The organism is Mesorhizobium sp. M5C.F.Ca.ET.164.01.1.1, from assembly GCF_004792125.1.
GTDB classification, from domain to species: Bacteria; Pseudomonadota; Alphaproteobacteria; order Rhizobiales; family Rhizobiaceae; genus Mesorhizobium; species Mesorhizobium wenxiniae.
Genome location: NZ_SRTG01000001.1, coordinates 2,801,587 through 2,818,985, shown reverse-complemented (window position 1 = coordinate 2,818,985; position 17,399 = coordinate 2,801,587). Strand labels below are relative to the sequence as shown.

Sequence of the window (17,399 nt, the reverse complement as noted above, 5' to 3'; positions counted from 1 at the left end):
CTCGTGCCAGCCGGGGACAACAACACGATGCTTTCAGTGCGCAACCTGTCGATCTCGGTCGGACCATCGGGAAAGCGGATCGTCGACGAGCTGAATTTCGATCTCGCCCCCGGTGACATGCAGGCGCTGGTCGGCGAATCCGGTTCGGGCAAGACGATGGCGGCCCGCTCGATCCTGAGCCTGCTCCCTGCCCCGCTGGTCACGACGCCGGATAGCAGCATCCGCTTCGAAGGACGGGAGCTCACCGGCCTAGCCGCAAAGGCGCTGCGCCAGGTACGCGGTGCACAGATCGGCATGGTTTTCCAGGAGCCGATGGTCTCGCTCAATCCCGCCGTCACCATCGGCGAGCAGATGGCCGAAGGGCTTCGCCTGCATCGCGACATATCGCGCGCCGAGATAAAGGACCGCTCGCTGGCGATGCTGGAGAGGATCCAGATCAAGGATCCCGGGAAATGCCTTGCAGCCTATCCGCACGAATTCTCGGGCGGCATGCGCCAACGCATCATGCTCGCATCGGTCATGCTGCTCAAACCGCGCCTGCTGATCGCCGACGAGCCGACCACGGCGCTCGACACGCTGGTGCAGCGCGACGTACTCGACCTCATGGTCGAGCTGACGCGGGAGAATGGAACCGCCGTCCTGCTGATCAGCCACGACCTCGGCATGGTGTCCCACTATGTGAACAACGTGACGGTGATGTGCGAAGGCAAGGCGGTCGAACAAGGAAGCAGTACCCACGTCCTTCACACACCGCAGCATGACTATACCAGGCGGTTGGTGGATGCGCTTCCCAAGCGCAGCGCCGGCGGATCGAGAAGAGCCGTCAACGGCCCGCCCCTGGTCGAGATCAGCAATGTCGTGATCGACTATCCGGGCCGTCCCAGGCTGTTTGCGCGCGCGGAGCCGAAGCGCGCCGTCGACGGCGTCGACCTGGCCATCCGGCGCGGCGAAACCCTGGCGTTGGTCGGCGCGTCGGGCTCCGGCAAGACGACGCTCGGGCGCGCCATTGTCGGCCTCGTCAGGCCGTCCAGCGGAACGATCTCGTTTCTTGGCAAGGCGATTGCGAATAAACGATCGGCTGACGCGCGTGCGCAGCGTCCCGACATGCAGATCGTCTTCCAGGACCCCTATTCGTCGCTCGACCCTCGCCAGTCCATTGCCGAGATTGTCACCGAGCCGTTGAAGCTCGACACCGAATTGGATCGCAAGCGGCGGACCGCGCGCATGGATGAAGTCATCGAGGAAGTGGGACTGACGCGCGACGTTCTCGAGCGTTTCCCGCATCAGCTGTCGGGCGGGCAACGCCAGCGCGTCGCAATCGCGCGGGCGATCGTCAGGCGACCGGCCTTCGTCGTCGCCGACGAGCCGGTCTCGGCGCTGGACATGACGGTGCAGAAACAAATCCTGCTTCTGATCCGGTCGTTGCAGGAACGCTACGGTTTCGCCTGCCTGTTCGTCTCGCATGATCTGGGTGCAGTGGAGCAGGTTGCCGACCGGGTTGCCGTCATGCAGGACGGAAGGATCGTCGAGATCGGCGACCGCGACGACGTCTTCGACCGGCCGCGCCACGCCTATACGCGCGCCCTTCTCGATGCGGCGATGCTGATCGATCGCCGTTTCGCCGACGGCGCTGGCGCACGCAAGGCAGTGGCGCAATGACGGCGACACGGCTCGTCTCGGCGCCATGACACCGTTCGGCCACATCAAGGAAATCTGGCGATATCCCGTCAGTTCGATGGGCGGCGAACGGCTGGACTGGACAGAGCTTGCGGAAGGCGGGATTCCGGGCGACCGGATCTGGGGCGTCGTCGACCGGCGCGACGGAATTGTTGCCGCGCCGGAGAAGCTAAAACATTGGCGGCCGCTGCCGAACCTGCTTGCAAGGCTGCGGGGCGACAGGCCGGAAATCGCATTGGACGATGGCTTCTGGATCGATGCCGGCTCCAGCCTCGCAGGCGAGCTGGTTTCGGCCTTCCTCGATTTCCCGGCGGTGCTGCACCCACACGTCCCCTTCGGCTCGGAAGCCCAGGATCATATCGCGCCACGCTATCAGCGCGCCGACATCCACATCGTCACGACAGCCTCGATGAACCGGCTTGCCGGTCTGCTTGCGGATTCCTCGCAAGTGGATTCGAGGCGGTTCCGGCCCAACATCGTGATCGAAACCGACGCATCGTGGGACGGTTTGGTCGAACAGCAGATCATCGGCAAAGTGTTTTCGATCGGCGAGGCGCGGATCATGATCTCAGAACCGTGCGCGCGCTGCACCTTCACGGCGCTGGCGCAAGGCGATCTCGCCTTCGAACCGGCAGTGCTGCAAACCATAGCGCGCCATGGCGAAGGCGGCTTCGGCGCGCTCTGCCAGGTCGTGCAGCCGGGCAAGGTCAGGCTGGGCGACAGGGTCACCCTGAACGAATTCTGACCTTCTTCCAGCTTTCGGTGCCGGGCGGCGGCACGTCGTGGCGGCTGACGGGTGAGATGGGCCGTAAGTTCGATGGCGGCTATGCGGAGTATGCGTTGTTGCCGAACTCGCTGCTGATGCCGGCCACTACGCACCGCGTCCTTGATACACCGGATTCATCCCCTAGTTTACCTCGGTGGGCGCCTTAGTCGCGAGTTTGCCTGGGGGCGGCGGCGGTTGCGCCGTCCTGACTGCATGCCGCGGAAAGACGGTTGGACCGACGCACTTTATGGAGGTGGTCGTGCGTCAATCCCCTGAATCCAGCTGGGCATATTTCGCATTCGTTTGCTCGATCGCGGTAGCTTGCGCAGGAGCTGCAGCCGGCGGCCAGCGCGGCGGAGGCAATAGCGCTGGCAACCATGGTGGCGGAGGCAATAGCGCTGGCAGCCATGGCGGAGGCAATAGCGCTGGCAGCCATCACGGTGAAGGCCGCAAAGGCGGCCCGCACAAAGGACCTGGCGGCAAGCCCAGCGGCACCAGCAGTAGTTCACCGGTGGACGACGATGGAACCAGCACCGCTGCAACGGCGGCAGTGGCGGCAACTACGACCGCCACTGCCGTCAGTGTCGTCCCGTCCATAGAGGCCGGACAGTCGGTCGGCCTTCCGCCCAGCCTCCAGCCTCCCAGCGACATCGCCAGCCCATCAATTGTCAGTCCAATCAAAGCGCTGCCGGGCGTCCCGGATGAAGTCGTTCGCGCCTGCCATGATGCAATCGAGTCGGCCGCCGCCCCGTTTAGCGCGACCAGTGTGCGCGTCAGCAGCGCAGGGTCCATACATCAGTTGAGCCCGGATACGATCTTGGCTCCCATTGAGGTCAGCATCGACTATGTACGGCAAGGCAAGGTGGAGACGCGGCAGGCGCCGATCAAATGCGAATTGAACGCGACTGGCGGCGTGATCGGGCTGACATAGGGCATCGCGCAGACTCCTCGCCGACGAGAGCAGGATGATTCGAACGGGTGATCTCATCCTGGCATAACTTCTTGTTTTGCCCGAAGTGGCTGCGGCGTCGTGAGAGGGTGCGAGGCAATGCCTTCCGAAGGCCTTCGATAGGAGGACCGCGCTGTCGTTTTGGAAATCACTCCAATGTCGCGTGTCTTGGCCTGAGGGAATAGGGAAGCGTGAGAGAACGCACCCGGGTAATCCGCGACGGGTTGCGAACCTTGCTGCGTGCAGTCTTCTGGCTGACAGCCTTCACCGGGCTGGTAGCGGCTGCTGCGCGGCCAGAGCGCGGCTTCAGCGGCCGCTCAACCTGCGCGCTGCGACGCTCAGCCCTGAGCCTGTCATTGTCCGCGCGCGCCGCAGCCAGGTCGCGGGCAAGTGAAACATTGGCTTCACGTTGCTGGTCCAGAGCCTCCTTCAGCCTGGTGACCCGTACCAAAAGTGCTCGGGCGGCGGCGCGTTCGAGGCGAACCTTATCGAGATCCTCATGGGTCGAGACTGCTGCAGCGCGTTCTCGTGCCAGCGCTTGCGCCGTCTCGGTTGCAGTCTGCTCGGCACGCTCTCTCGCTGCGACTGCTCTGGCTCGTTCCTGTTCAGCTGCGACGCGCTCGAGGCGAGCTTTTTCCAGCTCGTCACGCGTCGACGCAGTTGCAGCACGTTCTCGTGCCAGAGCCTGTGCCGCCTCGGTTGCAGTCTGCTCGGCACGATCTCTCGCTGACACCGCTCTGGCTCGTTCCTGTTCAGCCGCGTCGCGCTCGAGGCGAGCTTTTTTTAGCTCCTCACGAATCGACGCTGCTGCAGCGCGTTCTCGAGCCAGCGCGCCCTCCGTCTCGGCTGCGGTCTGCTTCACTCGTTCTCTCGCTGTGACTGCACCGGTCCGTTCCTGCTCAGCCGCTTCCGCGCGCTCCATGAGCGCGGCATTCGACAGTTTCACTTCGGCGAGGTCGCCACGAAGGTTCTCGGACTTCCGGCGTTCGTCGCCGAGCATTCCGCTCGCTTGCGCCAGCGAAGCCTTGGCCTTGGCGCGATCCTCGGCGGCCTCGGCCTCAAGCTGTTCAATTTTCGCCCTCGCTCGCGACAAATCGCGCGCCCGCCATTCGGCTCGCTGACGCTCCAGATGAGCAGCGGGCATCTCCGTAAAGACATAATTGGTGGCCTCGCTCAGCATTGTGCGGGCATCTCCCGCTATGCGCCGCAATGCGTCAAGTGTGCGGGCTACCGCGAGCTCGTTGCGCAATCGCTCCTCGCGTGCGTTGTCGGAGGCTGCCATGCTTGTCCTCAGCGCATCGATCTGCTTGCGCGACTCGAGGAGTGCTCCCTGCAGAGCAGCGCTCCTGGCGCCTTCGCCTTCCGCCACCCGGTACTCCTGGCCGCCCAATTCCCCTGCGGCGACTGCCTGACCACCGGCCGCCCCGAGTTGCGCCCGGGCAGCCTTAAGATCCGGGCTGAGCAAGTCGACACGCGTGCCTTGGGCCCGCGAAATGGCGGGGGCGCTTTCGACCCAGTTTTGTCTCGTCATCGCATAGCTAAGCGGCACGGCCAGACAGATTGCGGCGACGCCCAAGCGGGGCACAAGACCGATCGGCTTGCGAACGCGAGGAGGGGAGGCCGTTACGATGGTCGGCTCGGGATTCAGGCTGAACCCTCCCCTTTGAGCTGTGACATTCAAACCGCGATGCGCCGGATTGGCCAACTGAGCAATTTTGCGCGGGGAAGCCTTATGACCCAATTGGTCCCATGCTGACCCGCACTCCCCACGTTCCGCGGGGGCGAGTTGTGTCGGCATACGGCTCAGAGCCCTCAATACTGGACTAGTTACGGCGGCAAGATTAGCCGCCACCTGCCTACGAACATAGCCAGCGATTTCTCTGACCGATGTCGCAAGGCGGCCGGATTGGGGTATGTTCGTTGCGGAAGCGAAAGCGTTGGTCTGGGCCACAGACGAACTCTCGCAATCTTCGGAGATTACGTCGAAATACTCGATTCGCACCCCGAAGCGAAGGTAATTGGCATCCTGACGCCGATCATCCAGGTCTGCCGTGTCTGAGGGCACGACAACCTGAGAAGAAGCAGGCTCGGTTGCAAGGTCGACCGGGCTTTCCCAATCCCAAGATGCCTCCTCGGGGGGATCAGATCCGCCTTCGCTCACATCTGATTTGAGGCGACGCCGTTGCACCGCGATAAGGATACGCCGGAGCACAAGATAGAGGCCCACCAATGCAAGTATTGCTATCCCGCCCAGGACGGCGAAATCTGCATCGTTTGCATAAATTTCGGCAAGATAATTTGGCATTGCCGTGCCTGTGCGGTTTTGGGTGTATTCTCAAGTACGTGAAGCGGTGTTTGGCCCCTCGCCTTGGTGCTGGCTAACGCCTTCGATCGCTTTCGAAGCTGTCACTGCTTCGAGGTCCCTCCGGTGTTCGGAGCGCCGGTCGCGCGCTGATAGACATGCCGGCGCAGATGACTTTTTTGAAACGAAACTTGAAGATGCCGTGGCCGCCGATTGTCGGCCACCAAGGGAGCACAGGCTCTGAAAAGCCGACTTGCACCTCTGCATCACAACGTCCCGGGAGTTCCTCTCACGGTGCGAACCATTCCGCCATTTCCGGCTTAGGACGGTCCTCCTGGGATTTAAGCTAGGTCACAGACCTTCACGGTCAACCGGCACCTCAATCGAAAGATCGGAGGCAACACGCCTCCGATCTTTCGATTGACAGACAACCGTCAGTGTATTCGCTTTTCAGATGACTAGGGCTTGACTATGCGCGCCTCCCAGCGCCCCTCCATGACCGAGTGGCGAACGAGGTCAAGTATCAGGCTGCGAACAGCCTCGAGCGCATAGGTCGCCGGGCGGTCGGCCATCTCGCAGACATAGAGCGTGCGCGACAATTCCGGCTCGACGATCGGACGATAATGCAGCAGGCCGCTCTCGATGTGCTCGTACATGAATAGTTTGGTGCCGATGGCGCAGCCGAGGCCGGCGGCTAGCGACGCGCCGATGGCGTGGACAGAGTTCATCTGCAGCTTGGCACGGCCTTCGAGCTTCTTGAGAAGGTTGGTGTCGTCCATCAGGGCACGGGCCGAGATGCCCTGCCTGAGCAAGATCATCGGCAGATCGAGAATGTCGGCGAACCGGACCGGCGCATCGCTGTCGCCGATGATGGCGCGGGTGCCGACCAGCACCATCTGCTCCTCCAGCACGGCTTGCGTCTTCAGGCGCGGGTCGGCAGGCGGATTGTAGACCAGTGCGATGTCGACCTCCGACGCCATCAAATGCATCAGCGTCGAACCAGACAGGCTCTCCGACAGGGACAGCCGGACCTTGGGATAGTCGGACACGACGCGTCGCGCGAGATCGACGCCGATCGCCTTGACTGCCGAATAGGCCATGCCCACCGAAACCTCGCCCGAGATCTCGGTGCCGGCCTCGCGTATGTCCTTCTCGGCCGCCGACATCGCTTTGAGGATCGATTTGGCGTGAACATAGAGCCGCTCGCCGGCCGCGGTGGGCTGCAGGCCGCGCGGCTTGCGCACGAAAAGCGGCGCGCCGAACTCCGCCTCGAGATTGGCGAGGTGGTGACTGAGCGCTGACACGGCGACGCGGCAGGTCTCGGCCGCATTGGACAGCGTGCCCTGCTCGTACATGGCGGCGAAGTAGCGGAGTTGGCGCGAGTCCATCGGCGATTTCTGGATTTTCGAAAGGTGGCTTAGAAACATTATGATTTTCCGACGGCGTCGGCAACGCTAGCGTACGGACGTTCGAGGAGGATTAGATGGACCAGAACTTCCGACCCCTGGAGGGGATCAGGGTAGTCGAGATGAGCCACATGATCATGGGTCCGTCCTGCGGCATGTTCCTCGGCATGCTGGGAGCGGAGGTGGTCAAGGTCGAGCCGCCGGAAGGCGACAAGACGCGAAATCTCACGGGGATGGGAAGACCGTTTTTCCCGCTGTTCAACCGCGGCAAGAAGTCGGTCCAGCTCGATCTCAAATCGGACGACGGACGCCGCGCGCTTGACGCGCTGCTGGCCACCGCCGATGTCTTTGTCGAAAACTTCCGGGACGCCTCGCTGTCGAAAATGGGCGCGGATCTCGACGAACTGCGTTCCCGCCATCCGCGCCTGATCGTCGCTTCGCACAAGGGATTCCTGAGCGGCCCTTACCAGGACCGCACGGCGCTCGATGAAGTGGTCCAGATGATGACAGGCCTCGCCTACATGACCGGGCCGACCGGACGGCCGCTGCGGGTAGGCTCCTCGGCCAACGATATCATGGGCGGGTTGTTTGGGGCATTCTCCGTGCTCGCAGCGCTGATGGAGCGCAAGGAGACCGGCAAGGGCCGGAGCCTGCGCGTCGGCTTGTTCGAGAACTGCCTGCTTTTGGTGGCTCAGCACATGGTGCAGTTCGAGCTCGAGGGCACCAACCCGCCGCCGATGCCCGAGCGCACTTTCTCATGGCCGGTTTACGACATCTTCGACACGGCCGACCGCCGCCAGATGTTCGTCGGCGCCGTTACCGAGGGACAATGGACGGCGCTGTGCCGGCTGCTTGGGCTCGACGAGTTGCTTGCCGACCCCGGCCTGCAGGAGCGCATGGATCAGATCGAGGCGCGCGACCGCACGATTCCCATTGTGGCAAGGGCCATCGCATCGCGTCAGTCGGAACAGCTTGCCGAGGCGTTCGAAAAGCTCGGCATCCCCTATTCGCCGATCGCCAAGCCGTCCGACATGTACTCGGACCCGCATGTGATGCGGCCGGGAGGGCTGGCGAAATCGAGGCTGCCGGACGGCCAGAGCTTCCGCGCTCCCTCGCTGCCATTCGACGTCGACGGGGTCGTGCTGACGGGCGGCGGCGACGTGCCGGCACTGGGACAGGATACGGGCGCGGTGTTGGGATCGCTCGGTCTCGACGCCGAGGCGATCGGCAAGGCGCAGGGCTCCGTGAGGAAAGCGGCATGAGCCGGGTCGCCGCAGCCTATCCCGCCGACCGGGTGAGCCTGCGCGAGGTCGGCCTGCGCGACGGGCTGCAACTGGTGAAGACCTGGCCGTCGACCGATGACAAGCGCGAATGGCTGGCGCGCGAACACGCCGCCGGCGTGCGCCATTTCGAGGTGGGCTCGTTCCTGCCGGCGAGCCGCATGCCGCAATTCGCCGACCTCCGCGATATGATCGACGCCGCCTCGCGGCTTCAAGACGCGCGCTCGGCGGCCCTCGTGCTCAACGAGCGCGGCGCGGCCGACGCGTTCGAGACCGAGGTCGACGAGGTCGTTTGCGTGATCTCGGCGACCGAGGAGCACAGCCAAGCCAATATGCGCCGCTCGCGCTCCGAGGCGATCGATCTGGTGCGCACGGTGGCACGGATGCGCGACGAGCGCGGCCACAAGGCGATCGTGAACGCCGGCATCGCCATGGCGTTCGGCTGCTCCATCGCCGGTAGGGTCGACCAAGCCGAAGTGCTGCGGCTGGCCTCGGCCTGTATGAAGGCGGGCGCCGACATCGTCGGCATCGCCGATACGGTCGGCTTCGCGGGACCGCGACAGGTGGCGGAGCTCTCGGCAGCCATGGCGCGTCTTTCCGGCGGCGGGGCCTTCGTCGTCCATCTCCACGACACGCGCGGCATGGGGATCGCCAACGCCTCGGCCGCGCTCGACGCCGGCTGCCGCGTGCTCGACGGATCGCTGGGCGGACTTGGCGGCTGCCCGTTCGCACCAGGCGCGACCGGCAACGTCGTCTTCGAGGATTTGGTCTTCCTCTGTGAGACCAAAGGCTTCGCGACCGGCATCGACCTCAACGCGCTGGCCGCCGTCCGGTCCGTGCCGGAACACGCCCTGCCAAAGGAGAAGTTCTATGGTGCCATCGCGCGCGCGGGACCCCCCCGCACGCTCGACTGGCGCGCCTGACCGGGAGTGGAGGCCCGGAACGTTATTCAAGAAACCAAGGGAGGAATATCATGAACCGCTACACAGCGATGCTCGCAGCCACGTTGCTGCTCTCGGCCTCGGCCGTCACCGTATCGCAGGCAGCAACGCCAATGCGCTGCAGCCATCAATTGCCGCCTGCGCATCATATCGCCATCGTCGTCGACAAATGGGCTGCGGAGGTCGAAAAGCTATCCGAGGGCGAAATCGACGTTCAGGTGTTCGGCGCCGACAGTCTGGTCAAGGCCAACGACAACATCCTTTCTGTCGCCAAGGGCGACATCGAATGCGCGTTCTCGCTCAACTTCCAGTGGGGCAAGACGCTGCCGATCATGAACGTCACGGTCGGCCCCTACACAATGTCCTCTATCGAGGCGTGGAAGAAATGGCCTTCGTCCGAAGCTGCGGCCTTCCTGGAGGCGAAGCTGACCGAAAAGGGCGTCAAGAACATCGCGTGGATGTTCCAGACCAATACCAGCGTGTTCACCTCCAAGGGCAAGGCACTGGTTACACCTGATGACTTCAAGGGAATCAAGATGCGCGGAATCGGTCCCGCTTTCGACCGAGGCCTGACGGCCATGGGCGCGACCACGGCTGCCATGCCCGGCAGTGAAGTCTATCAGGCGCTGGCGACCGGTGTCATCGACGCCGCCATAACCGATGTCGCCGCTGCCTATTCGCGCAAATATTTCGAAGTGCAGGATCACATGACGGTGGTGCCTGTGCTGGCCGCCTATCTGCACGGCTATGTCAATCCCGCCTGGTATGAAGGGCTGAGCGACAAGTCCAAAGCGGCGCTCAAGCAGGCAGGCGAAGCCGCCTCGCAATGGGCGCTCGACGCCTCTATCCAGGCCGCGGCCGACGCGCCGAAGCAGTTGGAGGAGAAGGGCGTCAAAATCCATATCGCCACGTATGCCGAGAACGAGGCATTGAAGGCGGCCATGCAGCCGGCCTTTGCGGAGGGATTCGCTGAAGAGACCGGCGAGGATGGCAAGACGCTGCTCGGCCTGATCGAGAAGATCCAGTAGCTGCCATGTTGGAGGACATCTCGACCGATGAGGAGGCGCCGCGCGCCTCCTCATTTCCAGAACGCGCCACTGCGGCGATTTCGCGCCTTGGCGGAGCGTTGAGCGCGCTGCTGATCCTCGTAGTTCTGGCAATCACCGCCGTCAGCGTCTTCAACCGCTACTTTCTCGGCAGGCCGCTGATGGGCGTCGACGAAGCGACCGGCTTCCTGGTGGTCGCCATCGTCATGTTCGGGGCGGCCGAGGCCTTGAGGCGCGGCGACCATATCCGGATCGATCTGCTGTTCGATCATCTCGGACCCAGGGGGCGCTGGTGGCTGCAATTGTGGTCGCTCGCCAGCGTGCTTGTTTTCGCGGCGCTGCTGCTCGTCGCCTCCTGGCATACGGTCGTGTTCTCGCGCCAGTTCGGCGCTTATTCGTCCGGCTATCTCAGCCTGCCAATGTGGATCCCGCAATTGACAATGGTCGTCGGCGCGGTCCTGATCGGGCTCGCCGCCCTGGCTGCGATGCTCAGGCTGTTTGGCGAGAAGCGGCCATGACGATATTTCTGATCCTTGGCTTTCTTGTCCTCTTACTCATGACGGGCATGCCGATCTTCGCGGCGCTGAGCCTGTCCTCCGCGGCGATCCTGATGATCTACGAGGGCAGGATCGACTCCATCGCCGACACGGTGTTCGCCAGCCTCAACAACCCGCTGCTGGCTACGATCCCGATGTTCGCCTTCATGGCGCATGTCATGATCAAGGCGAAGGTGGTCGACGATCTCTACGACATGGCCAACAGGCTGGTCGGACACATCAAGGGCGGGCTGGGCTTCGCGACCATTCTGTCGTGCACGATCTTCTCCACGATTTCGGGCTCGTCTGTCGCGACCGCGCTGACGATCGGCTCGACCGCCATCCCGCAGATGCAGCGCTTTGGTTATCGCCCGCGCGACACTTACGGCATTATCGCAGCCGGCGGCACGCTCGGCATCCTCATCCCGCCGTCAGGGCCGATGATCCTCTATGCGATTGTCACCGACGCCTCGATAGGCGCGCTCTTCCTGGCGGGCATGATCCCCGGGCTGATCATGGCCGCCATCTTCGCCGTGTTCTCGTGGTTCCAGGCAAACGCACATGGCGAGACAAAGACAAAGGCCTGGCCCGGAACGAAGGCGGTGCTTGCCGCCTTCCTGAAGTCGATCTGGGCCGTGATGATGCCGCCCATAATTCTCGGGGGCATCTATCTCGGCATTTTCACCGCAGCGGAAGCGGCGGCTGTCGGCGCGGTCTACGCGCTTCTCGTCGCGCTTCTGGTTTACCGCAACCTATCGGCGGCAGATCTCTGGGACTGCACCTGGCAGACCATGCGCACCAGCGCCATGCTGTTCATGATCATCGCCGGCGCGGGACTGTTCGGCCATGCGGTGACGATCATCCGCCTGCCGGCCGAGATTATGGAGGGTGTGACCGCGCTCGGCCTGTCGCAAACTGGATTTATCCTGGTGGTCATGCTGGCGATCTTCGTGCTCGGCATGTTCCTCGAAACCATCGCCATTATCCTGATCACCACGCCGATCATCCTGCCGGCCATGGTGGCGCTGGACGTCAATCTGATCTGGTACGGCGTCATGCTGATGATCAATCTGGAACTGGCGCTGATCACGCCGCCGGTCGGGATAAATTTGTTCGTCATCAAGGGCATCACCAACGCACCGCTGTCACAGATCATCCGTGGGTCCTCGCCTTATGTGGTGCTGCTGATCGGCGGGCTCGTGCTGATCTGGGCCTTCCCGCAACTGTCGCTGTGGCTGCCGACAAGCGCAGGATTCGGGCGATAGCCCAGATTTTGACCACAAGGGACCTCAAACGAAAGATCGGAGGCAACACGCCTTCGATCTCTCGAGCGACAGACAACCGCCAGTCTATTCGCTTTTCCAAACACCCCATACGCGGGGGTTTGCCGCGGGCCATACCGAATAGCCCTTCACCTTCGATGACACCGCGTCGACGGATGGCTCGTAGTAGAGGCCAAGGATCGGCACATCCTTTGCCATGAGGGCATGGAGCTGCTTGAACAGCGCCTTGCGTTGTCCGGGGTCGGTCGTGGCCATCGACTTCGTGTAGAGGTCGAGGGCTTCCTTGCTGTCCCACTGCGCCGTCGGGTCGGTCGCCTTGTCGCCGAGGATGACGCCATACATTAGCGACGGATCGAGACGAGCCGAGTAGCCGAAGGACTGGATCTGGAATTTGCCGGCAAGGTAATTGTCGAGCTGTGCCGCCCAATCCAGCACTTCGAGCTGGGCATTGAAGCCCGCGGCCGTCAGCATCGCCTGCAGCAGCACCGCGTTCTCATACATGCCCTGGTAGCGGGTATTGGTCTGGATCTTGATCGGCTCGCCTTTGTAGCCGGCTTCGTCCAGCAGTGCCTTGGCCTTGACCGGGTCGTATTGCGGCCATTTGAGGAATTCGTCGTCGAAGAACGAGCTCGCCTGGGCGACGGCCGAGGGATCTCCGGTGGCGACGCCGTTGGTGCGGGCGGCGGCGATCTGGTTGATGTCGGCGGCATGCGCCAGCGCCGTGCGTATCTTGGCGTTCGACAGCAGCGGGTCCTTGGTTTGCAGCAGGATCGCCGTCCATGAAAGGCCTTGCGTCGACAGCACCGTCATGCCCCGCGACTTGGCTTCCTCGACACGCGATGATTCAAGGTCGGGAAGCACGTCGAACTCGCCGGCAAACAGCGCGGTCTCCGCCGCCGCCGTGTCAGGGATGACGATAAAGCGCACCTCGTCGACATAGGCCTCACGGCTGCCGGCAAAGCCACTTGGCGCCTCCTTCACCGGCTTGTAGTCGGCAAAGCGTTCGAGCGCCAAATACTGGCCCTTGACCCATTCCTTCAGCGTGAAGGGACCGCTGCCGATGGCGGAATCGGCGATCCATTTGCCGTCAGCGCCGACATTCTTCGGGCTGGCCACCCAGCCATTGCACTGGACACTAGCGAGCTGCGCCAAAAAGAGCGCATTCGGCGCGTTGAGCGTGAAGACGACGGTGCGTGGATCAGGCGTCGCCACTTGCTCGACCTTGAGGCCCTGGCTGCCATCGAAGAACGGAATGCAGAACCACTGGTTGGCTGGGTCCATGCGGCGGTCCCAGTTCCATTTGACGTCGGATGAGGTCACGGCGTCGCCATTGTGGAAAGCGGCGCCGTCGCGCAGCGTAAAGGCATAGGTCTTGCCGTCGTCCGACACTTTCCAGGATTCGGCCAGTGCCGGCCCTACTGTGAGATCGGCGCGATAGGCCACCATTGTCTCAAAGATATGGTGCAGCACCGTGTCGGTATTCGCGTCTCGGCTGAGACCGTCGGTGGCGCGGATATCGGCGTTGATGCGAACCTTGAGCGTGCCGCCGGTTTTCGGCTGCTCCTGCGCCGTCGCCGGCAATGCACACGCCATCACGGCGATTGCCGCCAGCACCTGGATCAATTGCCTTCCCATTCTCAATCCTGTTCCCATTTTTTATCTCCAGTTTGTTGACTGCAGTTTTTCAGGCGGGCGGCATTCAATGTCCGCGCAAAGAACTCCTTGACCTTGGCGATGAGCTCGCGGTCGTTGTGAGCGATGCCAGGCACGACATCCAGGTGCACCTCGACGCTGTGTCTCTCCAGGCTGCCCTTCAACGATCTGATCCGGTCGTTGCGGGTCGCGCCGGCGAGATCGGCGCCGGGCATCCACCAGTCATCCTCCGGCTTGATGGTGATCTCCCAGGTTTGGAGATCGTCACCCCCGATCACCATCTGCACGGCGACCTTGCGCATGGCGTCGAGGTCGATCTTCTTGCCGAACACTTTCTCGAAGTCGCGTACCCCGACCCAGAAATCGTGATCGAAGTCAAGCAGGGTCACGACGCCCGGTGCACCGATCGATGCAGCCAGCAGACGTTCGGGATGGAGGAACAGGAAACGATGGGTGAAATGGCCACCGCCGGAGAAGCCGTACATCAGCACGCGGTCCCCTCTGATGCGGTAGCGCTCGCGCATCTCCTCGACCATGTCCAGCAGCACGGCATCGTAGTGGAGGTCGCCCTGGCGCAGCATCTTGTAAGAGGAAAGATCGCCCGGAAAACAGATATTCGCCGGGAAGAGCGGAGCAAGCACGATCACGCCGTTCTGTTCGGCGAAGTCGGCAAAGGCGTCCCTGTAGGCGAGCATGCCGCGTTCGGTGCCATGCACGATCACCGCCAGCGGATAGGTCTTGCCGCCGTCTTCGTCATAGTCCTCGGGCACATAGGCACAATAGGGGAAGCGCTGGTCGAAGCGGGAGGCGTACACCGTGGTGTGCCCGAAGTCGTAATAGGACAGGCGCCTGCCATGTCCGCTGACGTTGCGCATCGAATTTTCCCTAATCTCAATCTCATTCTTTCATCATTTTGTGTGACTGAAAAGCATTTGTTTATCCCTGATGTCAGGAAAGTACGTATTTTACGTCGCATAACGCCGAAGCTTCCGGAGCAGGCATGAGCAGGTGTCCGGCCCGTCGCGCCTCAGTTCCGGGTTCCGGAAACTGACGTGCTGCAAAAGGTGCATCGCGCCTCGCTTACGTCGCGCACGATAGCGGCGCGTGCGCATGGCCCATCTGGGCTTCGATCACGGCGACGATCGCATCGGCGCCGTCGGCTCAAGGTCGGCCGAGCGGCATGACAACGACATCGTGAAGTTGTGCAGGTTGACTCGATTCTCTGCTTGCCTAATTAGGTTCTCGGGGCTCAGCGCAATCACTGCAGTCGGTATGATATCTTCCCGCATCCGAACGCTTGTCCTTGTTGTTGTTCTCCTGACCGGCAGTTCGATCGTGTCCTCCTGCGTCGCCCCTGACGACACGTCGAACCTCCCAAAGGAAGACGCCACAACGGCGGCAGCCCGCAAAGAGATGGTCGGTCTCAGCGAGGCGGACGTTCGAATGTGCGCTGGCTTTCCGACTGCCACCGCCGATGCGGGCGGAAGCCAGATCTGGACGTATCAGCGTACCGTTCAACGCGGCAATCTCAACGTCGTGATTCCAACTTTGGCCGTGGGTGCGGTCCCGACGGTTGGAGGATCGCTCAATGTCGATCCTGGCGGCTATTGCAACACGCAAATTCGAATGATCGATGGCCATGTTGCCGAGGTCGCCTACGCCGGCGACAACAACACGCCGAACCACCGCGATGCGCTCTGCGTCAGCACGGTAGACGGCTGCGTGGCATATGCCCGCCGGCGCCATCAGGTCAGGACAGGAGCCGTTTCCAGGTAATCGGGCCGGCTGGCGCACCCCAGGCCCTGCACCGTTCGTTCCTATTTCAGGCAGGCGTTCTATATTCCGAACAGCCGCCAGAGACCGACCTCCCCGCCGATCAGCCTTGCGAAGGCCGATCGCCCGGAACCATTCTTGTGGTCGGGAGTACAAGTAGTCGGGAGCACAGGGAGTCGGGAGTACAGGGACGGCAGACGATGATCATCACCCGCAGGACATTCGTGAAGGCTGCCGCCACTTCCGGAGCGGCTCTGGTGTTGCCGGGAACCGCGCCCGGCGCGCCGCCTGCGCCGATGGTGCGGGCCGTGCCCTCCTCGGGAGAGATGCTTCCCGCTGTGGGCCTGGGCACCTGGATCACCTTCAATGTCGGCGACGATCCGGTGCTGCGCGACGAGTGCGCCGAGGTGATGGCGGCCTTCTTCGCGGCGGGCGGCCGCATGATCGATTCCTCGCCCATGTACGGCTCCTCGCAGCCTGTGATCGGCTATGGCCTCGAGAAGCTCGGCCGGCGCGAAGCGCTGTTTTCCGCCGAGAAGGTCTGGACCTCCTCCGCCGCCGACGGACCCGCGCAGATCGAGCAGTCGCGCCGCTTGTGGGGTGTGCCGCGCTTCGATCTCGTGCAGGTCCACAATCTCGTCGCCTGGGAAACGCATCTCGAAACCTTATTCGCCAAGAAGGCGGACGGGCGGATCCGTTATGTCGGCATCACGACGTCCGAAGGACGACGGCACGACCTGTTCGAACAAATCATGCACGCGCATCCGCTCGATTTCGTGCAGCTCACCTATAACATCGTCGACCGCGAGGCGGAGGAGCGGCTCCTGCCGCTGGCGGCCGAGCGCGGGATGGCCGTCATCGTCAACCGGCCGTTTCGCCAAGGCGCGCTGACGCGCCAGCTCGAAGGCGAGACGCTGCCGGACTGGGCGGCCGAGATCGGTGCCGGGACCTGGGCGCAGTTCATTTTGAAGTTCATCCTTTCGCATCCCTCCGTCACCGTTGCCATCCCCGCCACCACCAGCGTCGAACACGTGCGCGAGAATCTGCTGGCGGCGACCGGTCCCCTCCCCGACGCGGCCATGCGCGATCAGATGGCGGCCTACGTCCGGGATCTCTAGATGTCGGAATGGTGGACCTACCGGCTGGAAGATTTCCTGCTCTTCTCGCCGCGCGTCTACTGGCGCATGTTCGAGTTGGCCAATGCCGCCTTCTGGCCGCTGCATCTCCTGACGCTCGCCGCCGGCCTCGCCATTGTCCTGCTCGTGCTGCGGCGGCCGCGTCGCCACGGCCTCTGGATTGCGCTCGTCCTCGCCGCGCTCTTTGCCTTCGTCGGCTGGTCCTTCCTGTGGAGCCGCTATGCAGTGATCAACTGGGCGATCGCCTATGTCGCGCCGGCCTTCGGCCTGCAGGCGCTGCTGATGGCGTTCGGCGGAGCCGCGCGCGGCGGCCTCGCCTTCGACCGCCGTGACATCGCAGCAAGGCTCGGGCTGCTGATCCTGGCCGCTGGCATCGTCGTCTATCCCCTCCTCCCGCTGCTCTTCGGGGGCCCATGGGCGAGCGCCGAGGTCTTCGGCATCGCGCCGGACCCGACTGCGATCACGACGCTCGGCGTGCTGCTTGCAGCGAGCGGCGGGCCTGTGCCGCTGCTGTTTGCGATCCCGCTGCTGTGGCTTCTGCTCAGCGGCCTGACGCTCCATGCCATGGGCGATCCGCAAGCCTGGCTGCCGCTTCTGGCAGCGGCCACCACTGTCGCTGCCTTGGCCCTGCGCCGCATTGCCCGATGATAT

At 63.2% G+C, this 17,399-nt stretch carries 14 protein-coding genes; 10 read left to right on the top strand and 4 right to left on the bottom strand.

Annotated elements, in window-relative coordinates:
* Positions 1-27 precede the first annotated feature (27 nt).
* Both EN807_RS13795 and EN807_RS13790 read left to right on the top strand, forming a co-directional pair.
* Positions 28-1,659, top strand: a complete 1,632-nt coding sequence (locus tag EN807_RS13795) for a dipeptide ABC transporter ATP-binding protein (RefSeq protein ID WP_246684154.1) — start codon at positions 28-30, stop codon at positions 1,657-1,659.
* 25 nt (positions 1,660-1,684) lie between these two features.
* Positions 1,685-2,422 carry an MOSC domain-containing protein gene (locus EN807_RS13790; protein WP_135935300.1) on the top strand — a complete coding sequence of 246 codons (738 nt, stop codon included), beginning with the start codon at positions 1,685-1,687 and terminating at the stop codon, positions 2,420-2,422.
* A 1,118-nt stretch (positions 2,423-3,540) separates the two neighbouring features.
* Here EN807_RS13790 and EN807_RS36515 read toward each other — a convergent pair.
* Entirely contained in the window at positions 3,541-5,697 is a 2,157-nt protein-coding gene (locus EN807_RS36515) for a hypothetical protein (RefSeq protein WP_246684087.1), read from the bottom strand.
* Between the two features lie 455 nt (positions 5,698-6,152).
* Positions 6,153-7,121, bottom strand: a complete 969-nt coding sequence (locus EN807_RS13775; protein ID WP_135935298.1) for a LysR substrate-binding domain-containing protein — start codon at positions 7,119-7,121, stop codon at positions 6,153-6,155.
* Positions 7,122-7,177: 56 nt separating this feature from the next.
* On the opposite strand from EN807_RS13775, the gene EN807_RS13770 reads away from it, so the two are divergent.
* The 5 genes from EN807_RS13770 to EN807_RS13750 are packed head-to-tail and all read left to right on the top strand — an operon-like array spanning position 7,178 to position 12,168.
* The gene (locus EN807_RS13770; protein ID WP_065006971.1) at positions 7,178-8,362 is read left to right on the top strand and encodes a CoA transferase; all 1,185 of its coding nucleotides are present in this window, start codon (positions 7,178-7,180) and stop codon (positions 8,360-8,362) included.
* Positions 8,359-9,303 (top strand): hydroxymethylglutaryl-CoA lyase, encoded by a 945-nt coding sequence (locus tag EN807_RS13765; protein ID WP_065006972.1) that lies wholly within the window; start codon positions 8,359-8,361, stop codon positions 9,301-9,303. The genes EN807_RS13770 and EN807_RS13765 overlap by 4 nt, the downstream gene beginning before the upstream one ends.
* Before the next feature lie 50 nt (positions 9,304-9,353).
* Positions 9,354-10,349: a TRAP transporter substrate-binding protein DctP gene (gene dctP / locus EN807_RS13760; protein WP_065006973.1), complete on the top strand. Its 996-nt coding sequence runs from the start codon at positions 9,354-9,356 to the stop codon at positions 10,347-10,349.
* 5 nt (positions 10,350-10,354) lie between these two features.
* Positions 10,355-10,885, top strand: a complete 531-nt coding sequence (locus EN807_RS13755; protein ID WP_065006974.1) for a TRAP transporter small permease — start codon at positions 10,355-10,357, stop codon at positions 10,883-10,885.
* Positions 10,882-12,168, top strand: a complete 1,287-nt coding sequence (locus tag EN807_RS13750) for a TRAP transporter large permease (RefSeq protein ID WP_135935297.1) — start codon at positions 10,882-10,884, stop codon at positions 12,166-12,168. Before EN807_RS13755 ends, EN807_RS13750 begins: the two co-directional genes overlap by 4 nt.
* Before the next feature lie 84 nt (positions 12,169-12,252).
* On the opposite strand, the gene EN807_RS13745 is transcribed toward EN807_RS13750, so the two are convergent.
* Together EN807_RS13745 and EN807_RS13740 are read right to left on the bottom strand one after the other, a co-directional pair.
* Positions 12,253-13,821 (bottom strand): ABC transporter substrate-binding protein, encoded by a 1,569-nt coding sequence (locus EN807_RS13745; protein WP_246684086.1) that lies wholly within the window; start codon positions 13,819-13,821, stop codon positions 12,253-12,255.
* A 2-nt stretch (positions 13,822-13,823) separates the two neighbouring features.
* Entirely contained in the window at positions 13,824-14,714 is an 891-nt protein-coding gene (locus tag EN807_RS13740; protein ID WP_135935295.1) for an alpha/beta hydrolase, read from the bottom strand.
* Positions 14,715-14,949: 235 nt separating this feature from the next.
* On the opposite strand from EN807_RS13740, the gene EN807_RS13735 reads away from it, so the two are divergent.
* From EN807_RS13735 to EN807_RS13725, 3 genes are all read left to right on the top strand, one after another.
* Positions 14,950-15,615 (top strand): hypothetical protein, encoded by a 666-nt coding sequence (locus tag EN807_RS13735; protein ID WP_246684085.1) that lies wholly within the window; start codon positions 14,950-14,952, stop codon positions 15,613-15,615.
* 197 nt (positions 15,616-15,812) lie between these two features.
* Positions 15,813-16,730 (top strand): aldo/keto reductase, encoded by a 918-nt coding sequence (locus tag EN807_RS13730; RefSeq protein WP_135935294.1) that lies wholly within the window; start codon positions 15,813-15,815, stop codon positions 16,728-16,730.
* Positions 16,731-17,396, top strand: a complete 666-nt coding sequence (locus EN807_RS13725) for a DUF6064 family protein (protein ID WP_135935293.1) — start codon at positions 16,731-16,733, stop codon at positions 17,394-17,396.
* Positions 17,397-17,399 lie beyond the last annotated feature (3 nt).

Excerpts from the sequence above, each read along its gene's own strand:
- EN807_RS13795 (WP_246684154.1), top strand. The coding sequence starts at position 28 with ATGCTTTCAGTGCGCAACCTGTCGATCTCGGTCGGACCATCGGGAAAG.
- EN807_RS13790 (WP_135935300.1), top strand. The coding sequence starts at position 1,685 with ATGACACCGTTCGGCCACATCAAGGAAATCTGGCGATATCCCGTCAGT.
- EN807_RS36515 (WP_246684087.1), bottom strand. The coding sequence starts at position 5,697 with ATGCCAAATTATCTTGCCGAAATTTATGCAAACGATGCAGATTTCGCC.
- EN807_RS13775 (WP_135935298.1), bottom strand. The coding sequence starts at position 7,121 with ATGTTTCTAAGCCACCTTTCGAAAATCCAGAAATCGCCGATGGACTCG.
- EN807_RS13770 (WP_065006971.1), top strand. The coding sequence starts at position 7,178 with ATGGACCAGAACTTCCGACCCCTGGAGGGGATCAGGGTAGTCGAGATG.
- EN807_RS13765 (WP_065006972.1), top strand. The coding sequence starts at position 8,359 with ATGAGCCGGGTCGCCGCAGCCTATCCCGCCGACCGGGTGAGCCTGCGC.
- dctP (WP_065006973.1), top strand. The coding sequence starts at position 9,354 with ATGAACCGCTACACAGCGATGCTCGCAGCCACGTTGCTGCTCTCGGCC.
- EN807_RS13755 (WP_065006974.1), top strand. The coding sequence starts at position 10,355 with ATGTTGGAGGACATCTCGACCGATGAGGAGGCGCCGCGCGCCTCCTCA.
- EN807_RS13750 (WP_135935297.1), top strand. The coding sequence starts at position 10,882 with ATGACGATATTTCTGATCCTTGGCTTTCTTGTCCTCTTACTCATGACG.
- EN807_RS13745 (WP_246684086.1), bottom strand. The coding sequence starts at position 13,821 with ATGGGAAGGCAATTGATCCAGGTGCTGGCGGCAATCGCCGTGATGGCG.
- EN807_RS13740 (WP_135935295.1), bottom strand. The coding sequence starts at position 14,714 with ATGCGCAACGTCAGCGGACATGGCAGGCGCCTGTCCTATTACGACTTC.
- EN807_RS13735 (WP_246684085.1), top strand. The coding sequence starts at position 14,950 with ATGGCCCATCTGGGCTTCGATCACGGCGACGATCGCATCGGCGCCGTC.
- EN807_RS13730 (WP_135935294.1), top strand. The coding sequence starts at position 15,813 with ATGATCATCACCCGCAGGACATTCGTGAAGGCTGCCGCCACTTCCGGA.
- EN807_RS13725 (WP_135935293.1), top strand. The coding sequence starts at position 16,731 with ATGTCGGAATGGTGGACCTACCGGCTGGAAGATTTCCTGCTCTTCTCG.